This is a genomic window from Gammaproteobacteria bacterium (assembly GCA_028817225.1).
Taxonomy (GTDB): domain Bacteria; phylum Pseudomonadota; class Gammaproteobacteria; order Poriferisulfidales; family Oxydemutatoraceae; genus Oxydemutator.
The window spans coordinates 1-18,025 of sequence record JAPPQC010000024.1; the positions used below are offsets into that span (position 1 = coordinate 1).

Annotated in this window: 16 protein-coding genes; 5 read left to right on the forward strand and 11 right to left on the reverse strand. The window is 65.1% G+C overall.

Annotation, left to right across the window (positions count from 1 at the left end; translation table 11 throughout):
• Complete coding sequence (locus OXU50_03060; GenBank protein MDD9868865.1) at nucleotides 1–1,896, reverse strand: TonB-dependent receptor; 1,896 nt, start codon at nucleotides 1,894–1,896, stop codon at nucleotides 1–3.
• 33 nt (nucleotides 1,897–1,929) lie between these two features.
• A complete protein-coding gene (thiC, locus tag OXU50_03065; GenBank protein ID MDD9868866.1) occupies nucleotides 1,930–3,810 on the reverse strand; it encodes a phosphomethylpyrimidine synthase ThiC in 1,881 nt (626 codons plus the stop codon).
• Nucleotides 3,811–3,874: 64 nt separating this feature from the next.
• Here thiC and OXU50_03070 point away from each other — a divergent pair, with 64 nt between their 5' ends.
• The 3 genes from OXU50_03070 to OXU50_03080 are packed head-to-tail and all read left to right on the forward strand — an operon-like array spanning nucleotide 3,875 to nucleotide 6,876.
• The gene (locus OXU50_03070) at nucleotides 3,875–4,222 is read left to right on the forward strand and encodes a rhodanese-like domain-containing protein (protein ID MDD9868867.1); all 348 of its coding nucleotides are present in this window, start codon (nucleotides 3,875–3,877) and stop codon (nucleotides 4,220–4,222) included.
• Nucleotides 4,215–5,552, forward strand: coding sequence for a TolC family outer membrane protein (locus OXU50_03075; GenBank protein MDD9868868.1), 1,338 nt, complete (start codon nucleotides 4,215–4,217; stop codon nucleotides 5,550–5,552). Before OXU50_03070 ends, OXU50_03075 begins: the two co-directional genes overlap by 8 nt.
• Nucleotides 5,553–5,562: 10 nt before the next feature.
• Nucleotides 5,563–6,876 carry a hypothetical protein gene (locus OXU50_03080; protein MDD9868869.1) on the forward strand — a complete coding sequence of 438 codons (1,314 nt, stop codon included), beginning with the start codon at nucleotides 5,563–5,565 and terminating at the stop codon, nucleotides 6,874–6,876.
• A gap of 102 nt (nucleotides 6,877–6,978) precedes the next feature.
• On the opposite strand, the gene OXU50_03085 is transcribed toward OXU50_03080, so the two are convergent.
• Nucleotides 6,979–7,701, reverse strand: coding sequence for a 3-deoxy-D-manno-octulosonic acid kinase (locus OXU50_03085; protein ID MDD9868870.1), 723 nt, complete (start codon nucleotides 7,699–7,701; stop codon nucleotides 6,979–6,981).
• Between OXU50_03085 and OXU50_03090 the strand changes: the two genes are divergently transcribed.
• Complete coding sequence (locus OXU50_03090) at nucleotides 7,701–8,786, forward strand: glycosyltransferase family 9 protein (GenBank protein ID MDD9868871.1); 1,086 nt, start codon at nucleotides 7,701–7,703, stop codon at nucleotides 8,784–8,786. The genes OXU50_03085 and OXU50_03090 overlap by 1 nt on opposite strands.
• 81 nt (nucleotides 8,787–8,867) lie before the next feature.
• Here OXU50_03090 and OXU50_03095 read toward each other — a convergent pair whose 3' ends face one another.
• The 5 genes from OXU50_03095 to OXU50_03115 form a co-directional block, all read right to left on the reverse strand.
• Complete coding sequence (locus OXU50_03095) at nucleotides 8,868–9,299, reverse strand: hypothetical protein (GenBank protein MDD9868872.1); 432 nt, start codon at nucleotides 9,297–9,299, stop codon at nucleotides 8,868–8,870.
• Nucleotides 9,300–9,634: 335 nt separating this feature from the next.
• A complete protein-coding gene (locus OXU50_03100; protein ID MDD9868873.1) occupies nucleotides 9,635–10,096 on the reverse strand; it encodes a hypothetical protein in 462 nt (153 codons plus the stop codon).
• Nucleotides 10,097–10,358: 262 nt separating this feature from the next.
• Nucleotides 10,359–10,757 carry a hypothetical protein gene (locus tag OXU50_03105; protein ID MDD9868874.1) on the reverse strand — a complete coding sequence of 133 codons (399 nt, stop codon included), beginning with the start codon at nucleotides 10,755–10,757 and terminating at the stop codon, nucleotides 10,359–10,361.
• 141 nt (nucleotides 10,758–10,898) lie between these two features.
• Entirely contained in the window at nucleotides 10,899–11,867 is a 969-nt protein-coding gene (gene rfaD / locus OXU50_03110) for an ADP-glyceromanno-heptose 6-epimerase (GenBank protein MDD9868875.1), read from the reverse strand.
• Nucleotides 11,861–12,772 (reverse strand): hypothetical protein, encoded by a 912-nt coding sequence (locus tag OXU50_03115; GenBank protein MDD9868876.1) that lies wholly within the window; start codon nucleotides 12,770–12,772, stop codon nucleotides 11,861–11,863. Before OXU50_03115 ends, rfaD begins: the two co-directional genes overlap by 7 nt.
• Nucleotides 12,773–13,097: 325 nt before the next feature.
• Here OXU50_03115 and OXU50_03120 point away from each other — a divergent pair, with 325 nt between their 5' ends.
• Nucleotides 13,098–14,318 (forward strand): putative DNA binding domain-containing protein, encoded by a 1,221-nt coding sequence (locus OXU50_03120; protein ID MDD9868877.1) that lies wholly within the window; start codon nucleotides 13,098–13,100, stop codon nucleotides 14,316–14,318.
• A gap of 97 nt (nucleotides 14,319–14,415) precedes the next feature.
• On the opposite strand, the gene waaF is transcribed toward OXU50_03120, so the two are convergent.
• From waaF to OXU50_03135, 3 genes are all read right to left on the reverse strand, one after another.
• Entirely contained in the window at nucleotides 14,416–15,438 is a 1,023-nt protein-coding gene (gene waaF, locus OXU50_03125; protein ID MDD9868878.1) for a lipopolysaccharide heptosyltransferase II, read from the reverse strand.
• Nucleotides 15,439–15,525: 87 nt separating this feature from the next.
• Nucleotides 15,526–16,950 (reverse strand): bifunctional D-glycero-beta-D-manno-heptose-7-phosphate kinase/D-glycero-beta-D-manno-heptose 1-phosphate adenylyltransferase HldE, encoded by a 1,425-nt coding sequence (gene hldE, locus OXU50_03130; GenBank protein MDD9868879.1) that lies wholly within the window; start codon nucleotides 16,948–16,950, stop codon nucleotides 15,526–15,528.
• A 19-nt stretch (nucleotides 16,951–16,969) separates the two neighbouring features.
• On the reverse strand, nucleotides 16,970–17,884 hold the full coding sequence (locus OXU50_03135) for a branched-chain amino acid transaminase (protein MDD9868880.1): 915 nt from the start codon (nucleotides 17,882–17,884) through the stop codon (nucleotides 16,970–16,972).
• Nucleotides 17,885–18,025 lie beyond the last annotated feature (141 nt).

Consider the following 18,025-nt stretch of genomic DNA (forward strand, 5'->3'; position numbering starts at 1 on the left):
TCAGCCGGGCGGCCCGAATGACAGGCCGGCGTACCATGAGGCGCCCGTTCCGGCGAAGCCGTTGACCGGCTCGTAGCGTTTGTCGAGCAGGTTTTCGGCGCGCACCAGCAGGTCCACGCCGTCGCGCAGGCGGTGGCGCGCCGCCAGGTTGACTGTCGAGTAACCGCCTTCGCGCACTCTCGCGAAAGTGACGCGGCCAATGTCGGTGGCCGGGCCGTTGACATTCCATTGCAGGTTCAGCGATGTGCCGGGACGGGGCCGCCACGACAAGTCAAACCCGGCTTTTCTGAGCGGGCGGCGCAGCAGGCGCCGGCGGTTGCCGTCTTTGGCGGAAGTCAGCGTGTAGTCAACGCGCAGGCCGAAGGTGTCCGACATCTGCCAGCGCAGGTAACTTTCCAGGCCTTCAATGGAGGCGCGGTTGCGGTTGGTCAGCGTTCGCCCGGAGGGCGCCGTGTCAATCAGGTCGCGTATCCGGTTGCGGAACCAGATTGCGCCGACGCCGACGCCGCCCGCCTCCCAGTCAAAACCGGCTTCGCGGCTGCGGCTGGTTTCCGGCCTGAGATCGGGGTTGGCGAAGAATGAAAAGGCCGGGAAATCCCGGAAGCGGTTGCTCAGCGACGGCGCCTTGAAGCCGGTGCCGAACGCCGCATGAAAGCGCAGGCCCGCGAACGGCGCGAACACGGCGGACAGGTTGTAACTTCTCTCGCTGCCGAAATCATCCGGGTCTTCGTTGCGCCAGCCGGCGCCGAAAGACAGATCGTCGGCGGGCGTCCATTCAATCTGCGCGTGCAGCGCGCGGCTGCGCGCGCTGCGGCTGAAGTCACCGCCGACGCGCAATTTTTCCAGTTCGGTCTCGGCGCCCGCCAGCAGCCGGAAACGCGGGCCGAGAACAAACCGGTTGCGCCAGGCGGCCTGAAAACGCCGGCTGTCGGTGTGGCCGGTGCGCGCGGCGCCTTCGCGGTTAATCTCTTCCCTTGAAAAAGACGCCAGCGACCAGCGCGGACGCCACAAGCCGCCGAAATAATCGCCGTCAAACCGCAGCGATGTGGCGCGCTCGTGGCCACTGCGCGCAGACGCCGGGTTTTCGCCGGCGCCGCTGTCGTATTCGGCGTCAAAATGGCTGTAACTGTGCGTCAGCGACAGCCGCGCCGCATCGGTGATTTGCCACCCCGCCTTCAGCCCGGCGGCGGCGCGTTCGTAGCCGTCGCGCTCGCGGCCGCCGCCGCCGCGCAGGCGGCGCGGCGTGTGGCTTTCGCCGTCGGTAACAAAACGCGACACATTCGCCGACCAATCCAGCGCGCCGGCGGCGCCCGACGCCTCCAGCGCGATGTCTTCGGAGCCGAACGAACCGGCCTCGGTGCGTGCGCGCAGCGACGGTTTGCCGGTGCCGCGCTTCGTGATGATGTGGATGACGCCGCCGATGGCCTCGGAGCCGTACTGCGCGCTGTGCGCGCCGCGCACAATCTCGATGCGCTCGACGCGGTCGAGGCGGAAGTCGGCGAAGGCAAACCGGTCGTTCGACGGGTCGGTCATCTGGACGCCGTCCACCAGCACCAGCACATGGTCGGATTCGGCGCCGCGCACAAACACCGAGGTCTGCGCGCCGACAACGCCGGTGCGCGCGACATGCAAACCGGGCACGCCCGCCAGCGCGGCGGACAACTCACGGTACTGATGGCGGGCGATGTCGGCGGCGGTGATGACGGTGACGCCGCCGGCGATACGCGCCGGCGGCGTCGGCATCCGCGTCGCGGTGATGACCAGCCGCTCGGCTTCGTCGCCGCCCGCGCGTGCCGCGTGCGCCGGCGGCGCGGCGAGCAGCGCGGCGAATAACATGGCCAGCGGCACGGCGGGCGGCGCGGCGTTCAGCATGGAGAGCGGCACAACACGCAACATAGCGAGCGGCGCGGCGGAAAAAGAACAGACAAGCTAAATCTTGCGGTAAATCTCGGCGCCCGAGTCCCGGAATTCCTTCGCTTTCTCGTCAAGGCCGGACTCAACGGCAATCCGCACATCGCGCAGCCCCCTGCTTTTGGCGTAGGCGCGAACATCCTGCGTAATCTTCATCGAGCAGAAATGCGGGCCGCACATCGAGCAGAAGTGCGCGACCTTGGCCGACTCCTGCGGCAGCGTCCGGTCGTGGAATTCGCGCGCGCGTTCGGGGTCGAGGCCGAGGTTGAACTGGTCCTGCCAGCGGAATTCAAAGCGCGCCTTTGAAAGCGCGTTGTCGCGCAGTTGCGCGCCCGGGTGGCCCTTGGCGAGGTCGGCGGCGTGGGCCGCGATCTTGTAGGCGATGAGGCCGTCGCGCACATCGTCGCGGTCGGGCAGGCCGAGGTGCTCCTTCGGCGTCACATAGCACAGCATCGCGGTGCCGAACCAGCCGATCATCGCCGCGCCGATGGCCGAAGTGATGTGGTCGTAGGCCGGCGCGATGTCGGTGACCAGCGGCCCCAAAGTGTAAAACGGCGCCTCGCCGCACTCGCGCAATTCGCGCTCGACATTCTCGTGCACGAGTTGCATCGGAATGTGCCCCGGCCCCTCGATCATCACCTGCACATCGTGCTTCCAGGCGGTGCGCGTCAGTTCGCCGAGGGTCTTGAGTTCGGCGAACTGCGCCTCGTCGTTGGCGTCGGCGATGCAGCCCGGACGCAGGCCGTCGCCCAGCGAGAAGGCGACATCATACTGCTTCATGATGTCGCACATCTCGTCGAAATGCGCGTAGAGGAAATTCTCGCGGTGGTGCGCCAGGCACCACTTCGCCAGGATTGAGCCGCCGCGCGAGACAATGCCGGTCACGCGCTCCGCCGTCAGCGGCACATGGCGCAGCAGCACGCCCGCGTGTATCGTGAAATAATCCACGCCCTGCTCGGCCTGTTCAATCAGCGTGTCGCGGAAAACCTCCCAGTCCAGTTCCTCGGCCTTGCCGCCGACTTTCTCAAGCGCCTGGTAAATCGGCACCGTGCCGATGGGCACCGGCGAGTTGCGCAGTATCCACTCGCGCGTCTCGTGGATGTTCTTGCCGGTCGAGAGATCCATCACCGTGTCGGCGCCCCAGCGCGCCGCCCACACCATCTTCTCGACTTCCTCGGCGACCGACGAGGTCACCGCCGAATTGCCGATGTTGGCGTTGACCTTGACCAGGAAATTGCGGCCAATGGCCATCGGCTCGGATTCGGGGTGGTTGATGTTGGCCGGGATGATGGCGCGCCCGCGCGCGACCTCGTCGCGGACGAACTCCGGCGTCACCTCGCGCGGCACGGCGGCGTTGAAATCGCGCCCGGCGTGCTGGCGCAGCAGTTTCGCGTAGGCCGGGTCGTCGCGCAACTCGCGCAGGCGCAGGTCCTCGCGGATGGCGACATATTCCATCTCCGGCGTCACGATGCCGCGCCGGGCGTAGTGCATCTGCGTTACATTGCAACCGGCGCGCGCGCGCCGCGGCGGGCGCCGCGCCTCAAAACGAACGGCGTCAACGCGGCGGTCGGCGGCGCGGTCGCGGGTGAAGTCCGAACCGGGGCGTTGCAGCGTCTCGCTGTCGCCGCGCCCGGCAATCCAGCCGTCGCGCACCGGCGCAAGCCCGCTCAGCAAATCCGTTTCCGCGTGTTCGGCGGAATAAGGCCCGGCGGTGTCGTACACCGGAATCGGCGGGTTGCGTTCGCTGCCGAAACTCGTCGGCGTGTCATCCTGCGTTATCTCGCGCATGCCGACGCGCACATCGGCGCGCGACCCGGCCACATACACCTTGCGCAGGCGGCGCTCGCCGGACGGCAGTTGCCGGACTATCTCCTGAATTTGCTGTGTTGCGGTACTCATCTCGCGCCGGAACCCGGAGACAGTATAATGCCATATTTCCACTGTGCCGCCATCATCACCGCCCATGCAGGACCTGCCGCCACGCGACCTTGAACGCTTTCTGGAAAGCCTCCCAGGGGGTTTCCCCGGCGGCGCGCACGCGCCGTGCACGCTGCTGGATGTCCGCGAGCAGTGGGAATTTGACATCGTGCACCTGCCCGGCTCGGTGCTGATTCCGCTGTCGCAACTGCCGCGGCGCATCGGCAATCTCGACGCAGGCCGCCCCGTCGTCGTCATCTGCCACCACGGCGTTCGCAGCCGCGCGGCGGCGCAACTGCTGGAACAAAGCGGCTTCACCCAGGTCATCAACCTGAAAGGCGGCATTGACGCCTGGGCACGCGAAGTCAACCCGAACATGGCCGTCTATGCCTGACAAAGTGCCGTTCGCCGCGCTGTTGATTGCATTGTTTGCCGTGCCGGCGGCGGCGAGTGATGCCGACGACCTGGCCGGCCTGTATGAACTGGCCGTTGAAAACGACGCGCGTTTTCATGCCAGCCGCGCGCGCTACGAGGCCGTCGTGCTGAACCCCGCCATCAGCCGTGCGCGCCTGCTGCCGCAAATTTCGCTGTCGGCGTCGCGCTCGCGCTTTCCGGAGCGCAAAATTCGCGGCCAGGCCTTCGGCCTGCGGCAGAACGAGCGGAATGAATTCTCGTACAATTTTCGCTCGCACTCGGTGAATGTGACGCAGTCGCTTTTCAATCTTGAGTACTACATTGAACTGCAAAAATCCAACTCGGAAGCGGAACGCGCGCGGCTTGATTTTGAGGCGGCGCGCCAGGATTTGATTGTCAGGCTGGCCGAGGCGTATTTCGGCGTGCTGTCGGCGCAGGATGACCTGGAATTCGCGCGCGCCGAGAAAGAGGCGCTGGCGCGCCAACTGGAACAGGCGCAAAGCCGCTTTGAACTCGGCCTGGACCCGATCACCGACACCCGCAGGGCCGAGGCCGCCTACGACCTCGCCGTCGCCGACGAGATTTCGGCGGCCAACCGGCTGGATGTCAGCCGCTCGGTGCTGCGCGTCATCACCGGGCGCGCCGCCGGTGAACTGCGCGCGCTGGCCGACACGGCGCCGACCGTCGCGCCGTCCCCGGACAACGCCGCGGCGTGGATTGAGGCCGCGCTCGGCAAGAACCTGCGCCTTCTGTCGCAGCAACTGGCGGCCAACATCGCCGCCGCCGAGGCCGAACGCCTGCGCGCCGGCCACTACCCGACGCTCGACCTCTACGCCGACCGCAACGAACGCGATGTGCGCGGCGGACCGTCGCCGCAAACGGTGCGCGATGTTGAGGTCGGCGTGCGCCTGAACCTGCCGCTGTTCTCCGGCGGCGGCGTCCACTACCGCACCCGGCAGGCCGCGCACCTGCACCAGGAGGCGATGCAGCAACTGGAGGAAACCCGCCGCGACACGCGCCAGATGGCGGAGGAAGCCTATCTGAACGCCGCCGCCGGCGTCAGCCGCGTCGCGGCGCTGGCGAAAGCGCGGGAATCGGCGCGGGTCTCGTACGAGTCGAACCAGGCCGGCTTCGCCGTCGGCACGCGCTCGTCGGTGGATGTGCTGCTGGCGCTGGAAGACCTGTTTGACGCCGAACGCGATTACAGCGACACGCGCCACGAATACATCCTGAACACGCTGCGGCTGAAACGGGTCGCCGGTTCGCTGTCGCACGAAGATGTGCGGGCAATCTCGCACTGGCTGAAATAACCGGCCCCGCATGACGCGCCTTCTTTACCGCAGCCTGCTGCAACTCGCGTTTCCCGCCGTTTTGCTGCACGCGGCGGCGCTGGCGGTGCGCGACCGCTCGGCGCGCTACCTGTTGCAGCGTTTCGGGCTGCGGCTGCCGGCGCCGGCGGCGGCGCCGCTGTGGATACACTGCGCGTCGGTCGGCGAACTGAACACTGCGCTGACGCTGGCCGCAGCCTGGCGCAAGGCGCGCCCCGGCGACGACATCCTGCTGACGAGCGCGACGGTGTCGGCGCACCGCCTGCTGCGGCGCAAGGCCGGCGCCGACCTGCGCCACTGCTACCTGCCGCTCGACTACCCGCTGCTGTGCCGGCGCTTCCTGAAGGCCGTCCGCCCGCGCTGCGCGCTGATGATGGAGGCCGAGATCTGGCTCAACCTGTTCGGCGAATGCGACGCGCGCGGCGTTCCCGTCATCATCGTCAACGGGCGGCTGTCCGGCAGGACGATGAAACCGGCGCGGCGTTTCGGCGGTTATTACCGGCAAAGCCTGTCGCATGTGCGCGCGGTTCTTGCGCGTTCGGATCAGGACCGCGACCGTTTTGTCGCGCTCGGCATGGCGCCCGCCGCCGCCGAAACCGCCGGCAACCTGAAATACTCCGCTGCGATGCCGGCGCAAATGCCCGACCGCATTGGCCGCCCCTACTGCCTCGCCGCCTCGACGCACGACGGCGAAGAGACGCAAATTGCGCGCGCGTGGCGGCGCGCCGACACCGGCGGCCTGCCGCTGGTTGTCGCGCCGAGACATCCGCAACGCTGCGCCGCCGTCGCCCGGCAACTGCGCCGCGCCGGTTTTGATGTCGCGGCGCACGATGGCGGTGATGGCGATGGCGGTAGTGGCGGCGGTGGCAGCGGCGGCGGCAGCGGCGGCGGCAGCGACGGTGGCGACAGTAATGGCGGCGGCGCCGCAAACAACGCCGCAAACAACGCCGAAGTGGTGCTGTTCTGCGAAGTCGGGCATCTGCCGGCGCTGATTCGTCATGCGGTGTGCGTGTTTCTCGGCGGCTCGCTGGTGCAGAAAGGCGGACACAACCTGCTGGAAGCGGCGCGCCTCGGCACGCCGCAGGCCACCGGCCCGCACCTCGACAACTTCGCGCAGGAAGCGCGCGCATTGCAACAGGCCGGCGGCCTGCTGATTGCAAACAACGAAGACGAACTGGCCGCATTCTTCACCCGCGCCGCCGCCGGCGAATGCCGCACACAAGCCGACAACGCCGCCGCCTTCATGCGCGAACACGACGATGTCGCCGCGCACTATGTCAAGCGGCTGCAATCGTTCGGTTTGTGAATGCCGGAGGAAACCGGCAGCAGCGCCGCCGGACGCGCGCGCAATGACATGGCCCGCGCCGCATCAAGCGCGCAATCCCCCGGTTTCCGGTTCGCGGTTTTGTCAGCCGCCGCAGTAGGCGTCGCGCAGTGCGTTGAAGTCGGCGCGGCTGAAGTACAGCGCGCTGTATTGCGCGGACAGTTTGTCGAGCGAGCGTTCAAGGCGCGCGATGTTGGCGCGCTTCCAGTGGTTGGCGGCGCGGCGGATGCGCGAGCGGTCGAAATCCACCAGCACGACCGCCGCGGCGTCCTTGTCCACCAGCACATTGTGGGCGTTCAGGTCGGCGTGCCACACGCCTTCGTCGTGAAAGCGGCGCAGCGTCTTGCCGATGGCGCGCCAGTTGGCCTCGCCGAGCGGCGCCGCGCGCAGCAGGCCGGACAGCGGCAGCGCCGGGCGGCAACTGGCGACAATCAAATCCGCCGTATAGACGGCGCCGCGGCGGCGGAACGACGCGGCCACCGGGCGCGGCGCCGGCAGGCCGCGCCGGTGCAGCGCCGCCAGCAGGCGCCATTCGGCGAACGGGCGCGTGTGGTTCCAGCCGCGGTACAGGTAGCGGTCTTCGGTCAGGCGCGCGGGCAGGCCGCCGCGGCCATAGTGCTTGACCAGGTATTCGGCGCCGTCGGCGCGAAAGAATTCGGCGCGCTGCCTGCCGCCGCCGGCTTCCTCCGCCGCCCACCCGCGCCGCCGGCGCTCGTCGGCTTCAAACCAGCCGGGGTCGAAGGCGCTGGCGCCATCGTATAGGATATGGCGGCCCGCAATCAGAATATGTGACGCTTGGAAACTCAATGTCCGGACTCTTTGCACAACCTCCGCAGAACCTGTGCCTGATTCGCCTGTCGGCGGTGGGCGATGTCGTCCATCTGCTGCCCATTGTCCATACTATAAAAAAATTCCGGCAAAACACAAAGATTGCGTGGATTATCGGCCAGGCCGAGCATTCGCTGGTGGCCGGGCTGCCCGGCGTCGAGTTCATCGTCTTTGACAAGGCGGCGGGGCCTGCGGCCTATGTCGGCCTTGCCCGCAAACTGCGGCGGCGGCGTTTTGACGCGCTGCTGCTGATGCAATATTCAATGCGCGCGCACCTGGCGAGTTTGTGCGTGCGCGCGCCGGTTCGCATCGGCTTTGACCGGGCGAGATCGAAAGACCTGCACGGCTGGTTTGTCAACCGCCGCATCAAGGCGTGCGAACGCGGGCATGTGCTCGACGGCCTGTTCGGTTTCACCGAGGCGCTCGGCATCGGCGAACGGCAACTGCGCTGGCAGCGCTGCCACGACGATGAAGAACAGGCGTTCGCACAACGCCGCCTGCCCGGCGCGCAAAAAACGCTGTTGATCAGCCCGTGTTCAAGCCATCCGCTTCGCAACTGGCCGGCGCCGCGCTACGCCGAAGTCGCCGATTACGCGGCGCGGCGCCACGCCATGCGCGTCGTGCTGACCGGCGGCAACAGCGCGGTTGAGCGCCACTACCGCGACGACATCGTGCGGCGTGCGCGCGGCGACATCATTGACCTGGTCGGGCGCACGACGCTGCGGCAACTGGCGGCGCTGATTGCGCGCGCCGACGCCGTTGTCGCGCCCGACTCGGGGCCGGCGCACATCGCGGCGTGTTCGGCGACGCCGGTCATCGGCCTGTATGCGGCGACCAACCCCGACCGCGCCGCGCCGCGCCTGAGCCGGCAATGGTGCGTCAACCGCTATCCCGAAACGGTGCGCGCCGAACTCGGCGCGGCGGTGGACGACATTGCGTGGGGAACCAAACTGGAACGCCCCGGCGTGATGGAGCGCATCACGACGGAAGAAGTGTGCGCGATGCTGGACCGGTTGATGGAGGGCGGGGGGCAGGCCGTGCGCGGTGCGCGGCGGCGGGCGTGAACACCCGTACAAAAAAGAAGCCATCCTGCGTGCAGGATGGCTTCCTGGTGATATGAACTTCCTTCTGAACTTCCTTTGCAATCAGATGGGCTTCTGGACTCTAATCCTGCTGTTCGCTTCCCTTATGCGGTCCCACTCGGCGCGCCTCGAATCAACCTCGGGCGTCGCGGGCGCCGCCGCCGAAGAGCCGCTGATGCTGCCGCCCATGCTGTCGTGGCCGCTGTAATAGCCGCCGTACATCCAGCCCGGGAGACCGCCGCTGATGCTGTCCAGTTGCTCGTCGGTCATGTCCGGAATCTCGTCCGGAACCACGACATGTATCTGGCCGGCCTTGCTGTGGTGAACCACAACTTCCACATCCGACGGAATCTCCCGGCCAATCAGTTTGGAGATTGCCGCCTTCGGGTCCTTGTCAAATTCCGCGCGAAACTCTTCGTTCTCGCGGTACGCCAGCGACCAACGCGCCGCGGCCAATTCAGGCGTTATCCGCCCTTCTTGCCTGTCTTCCATCATTCATACCTCCTGCTGGTTACAGAATGAAAACCAATGCCCGCACAATACCATGTGCCCGCGAAGGAATCAATGCTGACAAAGGTTTCTGAACGGCGGCAAGCGCCGCAAAAGACGGGCGTTTGCGCGGCGCCGGAGCAGCCGCCGGCGGGCGGGAGCCGGACATTCGCGGCGTGCGCTTGCGTGCGCGGACAGCGTACAAAAAAGAAGCCATCCGGCCCGAAGGCGGGATGGCTTCCCGGAACGGCGCGGCTTTGTCAGCCGCGCTGTCCTTCACACCCAACCGAAGGAAACCCGCCAATCATCCTGCAAATGGCGGCGTTGCCGGAGGTTGGCTGTTAATCCCCGATCGGGCCAAGAAATCCCAGTGTGGCCAGCGCCGTAACCACCTGAGTCAACTGCTCACGACTCGCGGTCACAGGCGCAGCGGGCGCTGCGGGCGCCGCAGGCGCAGCGGGCGCAGGCGCAGGCGTGTTGTACGGCTTTGCGAGGCCGCTGAAGGAATCCCAGTAATGCCCGGGCGGCGGATCCTGGTTGGTCCTGCCACCGCTGATGCTCCCCAGTTGCTCGTCGCCCATTTCCGAACTCGTGTCCGGAACCACGACATGCACCTGGCCGGGTTTGGTGCGGTGAACCACGACTTCCACATCCGGCGAAAGATCGCGGCCAACCAGTTTGGAGATTGCCGCCTTCGGGTCTTTGTCAAAAGCCGCGCGAAATTTCCCGTCTTCGCGGTAAGCGTTTGAAAATTGCGCCGACACCATTTCGGGCGTCATCAGCGCTTTCTTTTCGTCTGTCATGATGCAGTCCTCCTGATAAATTCATGAAAAACCATGCACAAAAAATACCATACATCCGCCCGAAAAGGCAATACTGACAAAGGTTTCTGAACGGCGGCAAGCGCCGCAAAAAGCGCGGTGTGCGCGGCGCCGGAGCGTTCGTCGGAGGGCGGAGCCGGACATTCGCAACGCGCGTTTGCGTGCGCGAACATCCGTACAAAAAAGAAGCCATCCTGCGCGCGGCGGGATGGCTTCTTGAAGTGCGGGTAATCCCGCCGGCCCGTCAACCCGGGCGCTCGCCCGGGCCATGCGGCATGATGTCGCCCCACTTGTTGCGGGGAGGATAGCTGGGCACCTCAGACCAATACCCGTCACCCCAGTTGCTGTTTCCGCGTGAGGGGGCCATAAAGCCCAGCCTGGTGCCTCCGCTGACATCTTTCAGTTGCGCGTCGGACATGCCCCGCATTTCCTCCGGAACCACGACATGCACCTGGCCGGGTTTGGAGTGGTGCACCACAATTTCCACATCTTGCGGAAATTCCTGCCCAAGCAGCGTGGAAATCGTCGCTTTCGGGTCCTTGTCAAAGTCCGCGCGAAATATCTCGTTCTTGCGGTAAAGCAAAGACCACTGTGCCGCCATCATTTCAGGCGTTATCTGCACTTTCTGTTTGTTTTCCATCATGTATTCCTCCTGATAAACAGATTGAAAATCACCGGAAACAGATTACCGGAATGCGCCGGAAGAATCAACACTGACAAAGGTTTCTGAACGGGGAAAAGCGTGCGCGGCGGCGGTATTTTTGCGCGGCGGCTGCGGGCGGCGTCACGCCCGGTGAACGCCCTGCCGATGTTGCGCGAGCCATTCAAGATAACGCCCGACGCCCTGTTCAAGCGAGGTGAATTCGCCGTCGTAGCCCGCCGCCCGCAGGCGCGTCAAATCGGCTTCGGTGAAATCCTGATAAACGGACTTCAATTCGTCCGGAAACGGAATGTATTCAACTTCGCCCGCGCCGTGCCAGGCGACGACCGCGTCGGCGACCTCCCTGAAAGTGCGCGCGGCGCCGCTGCCGAGATTGAAAACGCCGCTCGGCCTGTTTTCGGCGTCCAGCCACCACAGTTTGACGCGCACCACATCGTCCACATGCGTGAAATCGCGGCGGTGCTCGCCAGCGGCGCAGGTCTCGTTGGCGCCGAAGACGCGCACCCTGCCGTCTTCGCGCAACTGGCGGTTGAAATGCCACGGCGCGCTGCACATGAAATCCTTGTGCCCCTCGCGCGGCCCATACACATTGAAATACCGGAAGCCCGCGACCGGCGAGCCGTCCCCGGCCAGCACGCGCCGCACAGTGCGGTCGAAAAGCCATTTTGAGTAGGCGTAAATCGTCATCGGCCTTTCGTTGGCCTCGTCCTCGGCGAAGACGCCGCTGTTGCCATAGACGCCCGCCGACGACGCATATTGCAGCGGAATCGCGTGGCGGCGGCAGTAGTGCAGCAGGACTTTTGAGTACTCAAAATTGTTGTGCATCATGTAGCGCCCGTCCCACTCGACGGTGGAAGTGCAGGCGCCCTCGTGAATGACCGCCTCGACGGACGGGAAGGTGTGGCCGTCTTCAAGGCGCTCGAAGAAGTCGTCCTTGTCCATGTAGTCGGCGATTTTCAGGTCGCCGAGATTGGCCACCTTGCGCCCGTTCTCAAGGTTGTCCACGGCCAGGATGTCGTCCGTGCCGCGTTCGTTCAGCGCGGCGACGACATTGCTGCCGATGAAACCCGCGGCGCCGGTGACAATCAGCATCGGCCCTGCGGCGGCGTCGCCGTTGTCGTCGCCGTTATCGCCGCCGCGCGCAGGCGGCGGTGCAGCGACAGCACATAGATTGAGATGAACAGCGCCAGCAGGCACTCCTTCAGTTCGCCGCCTTTCATGTACAGCCACTCCGGCGCGGCGTCGCCGAACGACTCGACCAGCCCGTCAAAGGGGCTTGTAACCAACACCGCAACCGACACCGGCAGACAAACCCAGGTCGGCCACAACCAGTACGGCCAGGCATCGCGGTCGTCTTCTGACAGCAGCCGGGCGAGCCGGCCTTGCGTGGTGGGGCGGCGTGCGTTTTGCTTTGTGCCCTTCTCCGATGCCGGCTGACTGGTTTGCTCCTGCGCGGCGGTGCGAGGCGCGTTTTGCTCTGCGGCCTTCTCCGATACCGGCTGATTGAGCTGCCCCTGCGCGGGCGGGCGGCGTGCGGCGCGGCGGCGGTACAGCGGCACCGCGACGCCGCCGACAAACGCGGCCAGCGTCAGCAGCGCGCGCGGCAGTTGATCAAACAGCGCATGGACATTGTGCAGGTTGGTTTCCTGCTGCGGGTTCAGTTGCCGCCAGGTTTCCGGTGTCGCCCACTGAAAAACATGCTGCCCCCAGCTCAATTCCTCGCCGGCAAAATAAACCGCGCCGAGCAGCAGCAGCAGCGCCCAGACAACAAGCCAGCGCGGCCCGCGCCCCGTCGCCAACCGCAACACGCGCACGCCGTAAACAATCGCGGCCAGCAAAAACACCACCGTCAGCCACTCAATGGCGCCGGCCTCGCCATACAACCACGCCTGCCGCCCGCCAACCCACTGCGCCGCATAAGGCGCCACAACCACCAGCAACGGCGCCCCCAGATAAACAACGGCGGGCAATTCGCGGGTTTGCGTGGAATCATTCATGGCGTTTTTTGGCGGTTCACCGGGCGGCGCGCCCGGCATTATAGCAACCTGCGGGCAGGCGGGGCGGTGGCCGTGTATGCGGCCCTGCGGGTTGGCCTGATTGCCGACCTGCCATATAATGGCGCTGACCCCAAACCACAAAGCCCAATCACCATGCCGCCCGCTGAAAAACACGAGAAAATCACTAAAAGTGGCAGAAACGGAATACGCCAACCCGCCGCCGCACACAACCCGCAACACACGCTGCCGGGACAACGGCGGGCGGCAAGGCCGCGTTTGCAATGTGGAAAAAGAATAATGGCTTCTGAACAAAGGTGAAATCCGGATGCTGAAAAGTGATTTGCTGGAATTGATAAGCCGCGGCGAAGGGGCAAAAATCGAGTTCAAAACCGATGATGTCCGCCCTGAATCCATGGCAAAAGAGATTGTCTCTTTTGCCAATATGAACGGCGGATATATTTTAATCGGCGTTGAGGATGGCACTCAAAAAATCGTTGGCGTGCGAAGGGAAAATCTTCAGGCGTGGATTATGGACACGGTGATTGGACAGCATGTACACCCCGCAATACTGCCGGATTATGAAGAGATTCCGGTAAATGGAGCAAAGGTGGCTGTTGTAAACGTTCCCGGAGGGATTGCCAAACCATATGTGCTGAGACACAACGACCGCGAAGACATCTATGTTCGTTATGGCGACACATGCCAGTTGGCGACTCGTGAGCAAACCCTCCGGCTGTTTGATGCGGGCGGACTATTGTCTGTGGAGGAGTTACCTGTCCACGGCTCCCGGCTTGACGACCTGGATGAGCGCCGCTACACGGAATATTTTCAGAAAGTTCTCGGGGAAGCGCCAATGGAGAATCAGCGGGAAATACTGGTTAACCGCAGTTTCCTTGTAGGCGACGAAAACCCTGAAAATTGCAGTATTTTTGCTCACGTCCTGTTTGCCAAACAGCCCGGACTAAGGCTTCCTCAGGCAGTGGCACGGCTTACCGTGTATCCCGGCGAAGACAAAGACTATGACACAAACTTTGACAAAATACTGGATGTGCCATTTTTGGAATTTCGCGGCGAGATATCCGGCAATGATGTCATCGAACCCGCTTTGCACGAGCGATTGCTGGACCTTGTGGAGCCGTATGTCAGTGAAGACGAACTGCCCAGGGGAACACGCATAAGAAAGTGGGACTACCCAAGGAAGGTCATCCGGGAGTTAATCGTCAACGCACTCACGCACAGGGACTGGACAAAACAAGACTATGTGCGTGTGGTGGTTTACAAAAACCGCATGGAGATAACCAGCCCCGGGGCGCTGCCCAACGGAATGACAGTCGAAAGAATCAAAAGCGGAGCGCAGGTGCTTCGCAATCCGAAACTGGTGAGAATTTTCAGCGAATACGGTTATCTGGAAGATCAAGGGCTGGGCATCCGCCGCAAGGTGATTCCCTTGATGCGCGAGCACAACAACTCAGAGCCGGAGTTTGAGGCCACCGAGGATTATTTCAAAGTCACTCTGTGGAAACAAAAACCGCAATCCCCCGCTTGATTCCCGGCCTTCGCCGCGAGGAACCAACGGCGTGAATCGTCACAATTCCCGGCCACCGCCTCTTTATAAACTGTACGCCGCCACCCACCACATAACCTCACCCCCCCTTCCCAAGCCCCTCCGCCTCCGCACAAACCTCATCCGGAGTAATCTCGCTCAAACACCGATAATGCCCATACCGGCAGGTTTTCTTCCAGCACGGGCTGCATTCAATGCCGCGCCACAGCACGCGGGAAGCGGCAATCATCGGCGGTGTGTAGGCCGGCGAGGTTGCGCCGTACATCGCCACCAGCGGGCAGCCGACGGCGGCGGCGATGTGCATCAGGCCCGAATCATTGGTCACCGCGAGCGACGCCAGCGACATCAAGTCTATCGCGTCTTCAAGGCCGGTGCGCCCGCACAAATCAACAACCGGCGACGACGCGGCCTGTGCAATCTCCCGCGATGCCTGCGTATCGCCCGCCGAGCCGAACAGCCACGCCTGCCAGCCGGCGGCGGCAAAGCGGTCGGCGACGGCGGCGAAGGAAGCCGGCGGCCATTGTTTTGACCTGCCGAAAGCGGCGCCCGGCATCATCGCCAGCACCGGCTTTTGCAAATCAAGGCCGAGACGCCGCACGCACGCACCGGCGTTGTCGGCGTCCACGCGCAACTGCGGCGCGGGCGCGTCTTCGGCGGCGTGCGGGCGCGCGCCGCGCGGTTCGGCCAGGAACAGGAAGCGGTCCACAATGCGCGGCATCGCCGCGGCGTCGAACGGGCGCATGTCGTTGATCAGGCCGTAGCGCATCTCGCCGCGAAAGCCGGTGCGCACCGGCGCCCGCGCAAACCACGGCGCCAGCGCCGCCTTCAGCGAACGCGGCAGCACGATGGCCTGCCGGTACGCGCCGCGCAAACGCCGCCCCAGCGCGCGCCGCGCCGCAAGGCCGAGTTCGCCGTGGCCGGGCGGCATCTCAATCACGCCGGACACCTCGCGCATCCGGCGCAGCAGCGCGCCGCCCCACGCCGGCGCAATCACATCAATCTCAATGCCGGGTTCGCGCCGTTTCAGCGCCTTGTAAAGACTTTGCGACAGCACCATGTCGCCGACCCAGGCCTGGGCGACCACCAGAACACGCCCCGCCATCGAAACTACCGCCTGACCGGCCAAAGCGACAACCCGATATCGCCGCCAATCCCCGGAACACACCCCGCCATCCAAGCCACCGCCTGACTACTGCTTGCGGATGTCGGCAATCAAGCCGCTGGTTGAGACGCCCTCAAGATAATCCAGCACCACCACCTCGCCGCCGCTGCGCGAGACATGCGCGTAACCGGCGATGTCGCGCGGCTCGTAATCGCCGCCCTTGACCAGCACATCCGGCGACACGCACTCAATCAGGCGCTCCGGCGTCGGCTCCGAAAACGCCACCACCCAGTCCACCGCCTCCAGCGCCGCCAGCAGCCGCATCCGCAAATGCAGCGGGTTGATGGGCCGCCCGGCGCCCTTCAGCGCCGTGACCGAAGCGTCGTCGTTGACCGCGACCAGCAGTTTGTCGCCGAGTCGCGCCGCCTCGCTCAGGCACGCGACATGCCCGGCGTGCAGCAAATCAAAACAGCCGTTGGTCATGACGATGCGCTGCCCGGCGCGGCGCGCATCGGCGACCCGCGCCGCCAGTTCGTCGCGCGTGCAGACCGCGCCGGACGCGGCGCGCCCGAAGACGCCGTTCAGTTCGTCGCGGCTGACCGTCGCGGTGCCGGACTTCTCGACGACCAGGCTGGCGGCCCGGTTGGCAAGCCGCGTCGCCTCCACCAGCGGCAGGCCGAGCGCGCTCGCCGTCGCCAGCACCGAAATCGCGGTGTCGCCGGCGCCGGTCACATCGTACACCTCGTGCGCCTGCGTCGGCAGGTGGTGCACCACCTCGGCGCTTTCCACCAGCGACATGCCGTGCTCGCCGCGCGTCACCAGCAGCGCGCCAAGGCCGAGCCGGGTTTTCAGCGCAAGCCCTTTCTCGGCAATCTCGTCGTCGCTGCGGCACGGCCCGACAACCGCCTCGAACTCGGGAAAATTGGGGGTCAGCACGGTGGCGTCGGCGTAGCGCGAGAAGTCGTGCCCCTTCGGGTCCACAAACACCGGTTTGCCGGCGTCGCGCGCCAGCCGAATCAGGCGCTGGACATTGCGAAGACAACCCTTCGCGTAGTCGGAGAAAACAACGGCGTCGGCGCCGCTCAGTTGCGCGCTCAGCAGTGTCTCAATCTGCGACAGCGCCGCGCCCTTGAAGCCGTCCTCGAAATCAAGCCGAATCAACTGCTGGCCGCGGCTGACAACGCGCAGTTTGACGATGGTCGTGCCGCCGCGCACGGCGGCGAAGTGGGCGCCGACGCCGCGCTCGCCGAGCAGGCGTTCCAGCACGCCGGCGTCGGCGTCGTCGCCGGTCAGGCCGATCAGCGCCACGCTCGCGCCGAGGGCGCGGACATTGACGGCGACATTGGCCGCGCCGCCCGGACGCTCCTCAAACTGCTCGACATGGACGGCCTGCACCGGCGCCTCCGGCGAAATGCGCCGCGTCGCGCCGTGAAAGTAGCGGTCTATCATCACATCGCCGACCACCAGCAGCCGCGCGCCGCTGAAGTCGGGCGCGCCGCCCGCGGGCGTCACGCCGCCGGACGAAAGACCGTCAGACAAAATCCAGCCACTCCGGGTGCGAGTTGTCGCGTCCGTGCACGACATCGAAAAACAGCGACTGCAAACGCTCGGTAACCGGCCCGCGCCCGCCGCCGCCGATGACGCGCCCGTCGAGTTCGCGCACCGGCGTCACCTCGGCGGCGGTGCCGGTCATGAAACACTCGTCGGCGATATACACCTCGTCGCGCGTAATCCGCCGCTCGACCACTTCCAGCCCCTCGTCCTTCGCCAGTTGCAGCACCGTGCGCCGGGTGATGCCGTTGAGCGTCGCGTTCAGGTCGGGCGTGTGAATGACGCCGTCGGCGACGATGAAGACATTCTCGCCGCTGCCCTCGGCGACATAGCCGTCGGTGTCGAGCATCAGCGCCTCGTCGCAGCCGGCGGCCAGCGCCTCTTGCAGCGCCAGCATCGAGTTGATGTAATGCCCGTTGGCCTTGGCCTTGCACATCGCGGTGTTGACATGGTAGCGCGCGAACGACGAGGTCTTGACGCGAATGCCGCGCTGAATGTTCTCCTCGCCCAGATAAGTGCCCCACTGCCACACGGCGACAATGCAATGCACCTTCAGGTTGTCGGCGCGCAAGCCCATGCCCTCGGCGCCGTAGAAAACCATCGGCCTCAAATAGGCGCTGTCCAGACCGTTCTTTTTAACGGCCTCGCGCTGCGCGGCGTTCAGTTCGTCCGGCGTAAACGGCATGCGGATGCCGACGATGGCGGCGGAATCAAACAGCCGCCGGGTGTGATCCTTAAGCCGGAAGATGGCGGTGCCGTTGTCCGTACGGTAGGCGCGAACCCCCTCGAACACGCCGGTGCCGTAGTGCAGCGTGTGCGTCAGCACATGGACTTTCGCCTCGCGCCAGGGCACGAATTCGCCGTCGAACCAGATCCAGCCGTCGCGTTCGTCCATTAGAGAGACTCCTTTGCGTTGCGGTGTGCCAAAGTGCGCCGGATTGCCGCAGAAATCCGGCGGGGCTTGACTTGCCGGCACTTATCAAGAATAATTCTCATTCCCATTATTATTTGTGCCGATGACAAGCCGACAACCCCT

What these genes read in the sequence shown, in the direction of transcription:
- OXU50_03060 (MDD9868865.1), bottom strand. Translation starts at nt 1,896, where the DNA reads ATGTTGCGTGTTGTGCCGCTCTCCATGCTGAACGCCGCGCCGCCCGCC.
- thiC (MDD9868866.1), bottom strand. Translation starts at nt 3,810, where the DNA reads ATGAGTACCGCAACACAGCAAATTCAGGAGATAGTCCGGCAACTGCCG.
- OXU50_03070 (MDD9868867.1), top strand. Translation starts at nt 3,875, where the DNA reads ATGCAGGACCTGCCGCCACGCGACCTTGAACGCTTTCTGGAAAGCCTC.
- OXU50_03075 (MDD9868868.1), top strand. Translation starts at nt 4,215, where the DNA reads ATGCCTGACAAAGTGCCGTTCGCCGCGCTGTTGATTGCATTGTTTGCC.
- OXU50_03080 (MDD9868869.1), top strand. Translation starts at nt 5,563, where the DNA reads ATGACGCGCCTTCTTTACCGCAGCCTGCTGCAACTCGCGTTTCCCGCC.
- OXU50_03090 (MDD9868871.1), top strand. Translation starts at nt 7,701, where the DNA reads ATGTCCGGACTCTTTGCACAACCTCCGCAGAACCTGTGCCTGATTCGC.
- OXU50_03095 (MDD9868872.1), bottom strand. Translation starts at nt 9,299, where the DNA reads ATGATGGAAGACAGGCAAGAAGGGCGGATAACGCCTGAATTGGCCGCG.
- OXU50_03100 (MDD9868873.1), bottom strand. Translation starts at nt 10,096, where the DNA reads ATGACAGACGAAAAGAAAGCGCTGATGACGCCCGAAATGGTGTCGGCG.
- OXU50_03105 (MDD9868874.1), bottom strand. Translation starts at nt 10,757, where the DNA reads ATGATGGAAAACAAACAGAAAGTGCAGATAACGCCTGAAATGATGGCG.
- rfaD (MDD9868875.1), bottom strand. Translation starts at nt 11,867, where the DNA reads ATGCTGATTGTCACCGGCGCCGCGGGTTTCATCGGCAGCAATGTCGTC.
- OXU50_03115 (MDD9868876.1), bottom strand. Translation starts at nt 12,772, where the DNA reads ATGAATGATTCCACGCAAACCCGCGAATTGCCCGCCGTTGTTTATCTG.
- OXU50_03120 (MDD9868877.1), top strand. Translation starts at nt 13,098, where the DNA reads ATGCTGAAAAGTGATTTGCTGGAATTGATAAGCCGCGGCGAAGGGGCA.
- waaF (MDD9868878.1), bottom strand. Translation starts at nt 15,438, where the DNA reads ATGGCGGGGCGTGTTCTGGTGGTCGCCCAGGCCTGGGTCGGCGACATG.
- OXU50_03135 (MDD9868880.1), bottom strand. Translation starts at nt 17,884, where the DNA reads ATGGACGAACGCGACGGCTGGATCTGGTTCGACGGCGAATTCGTGCCC.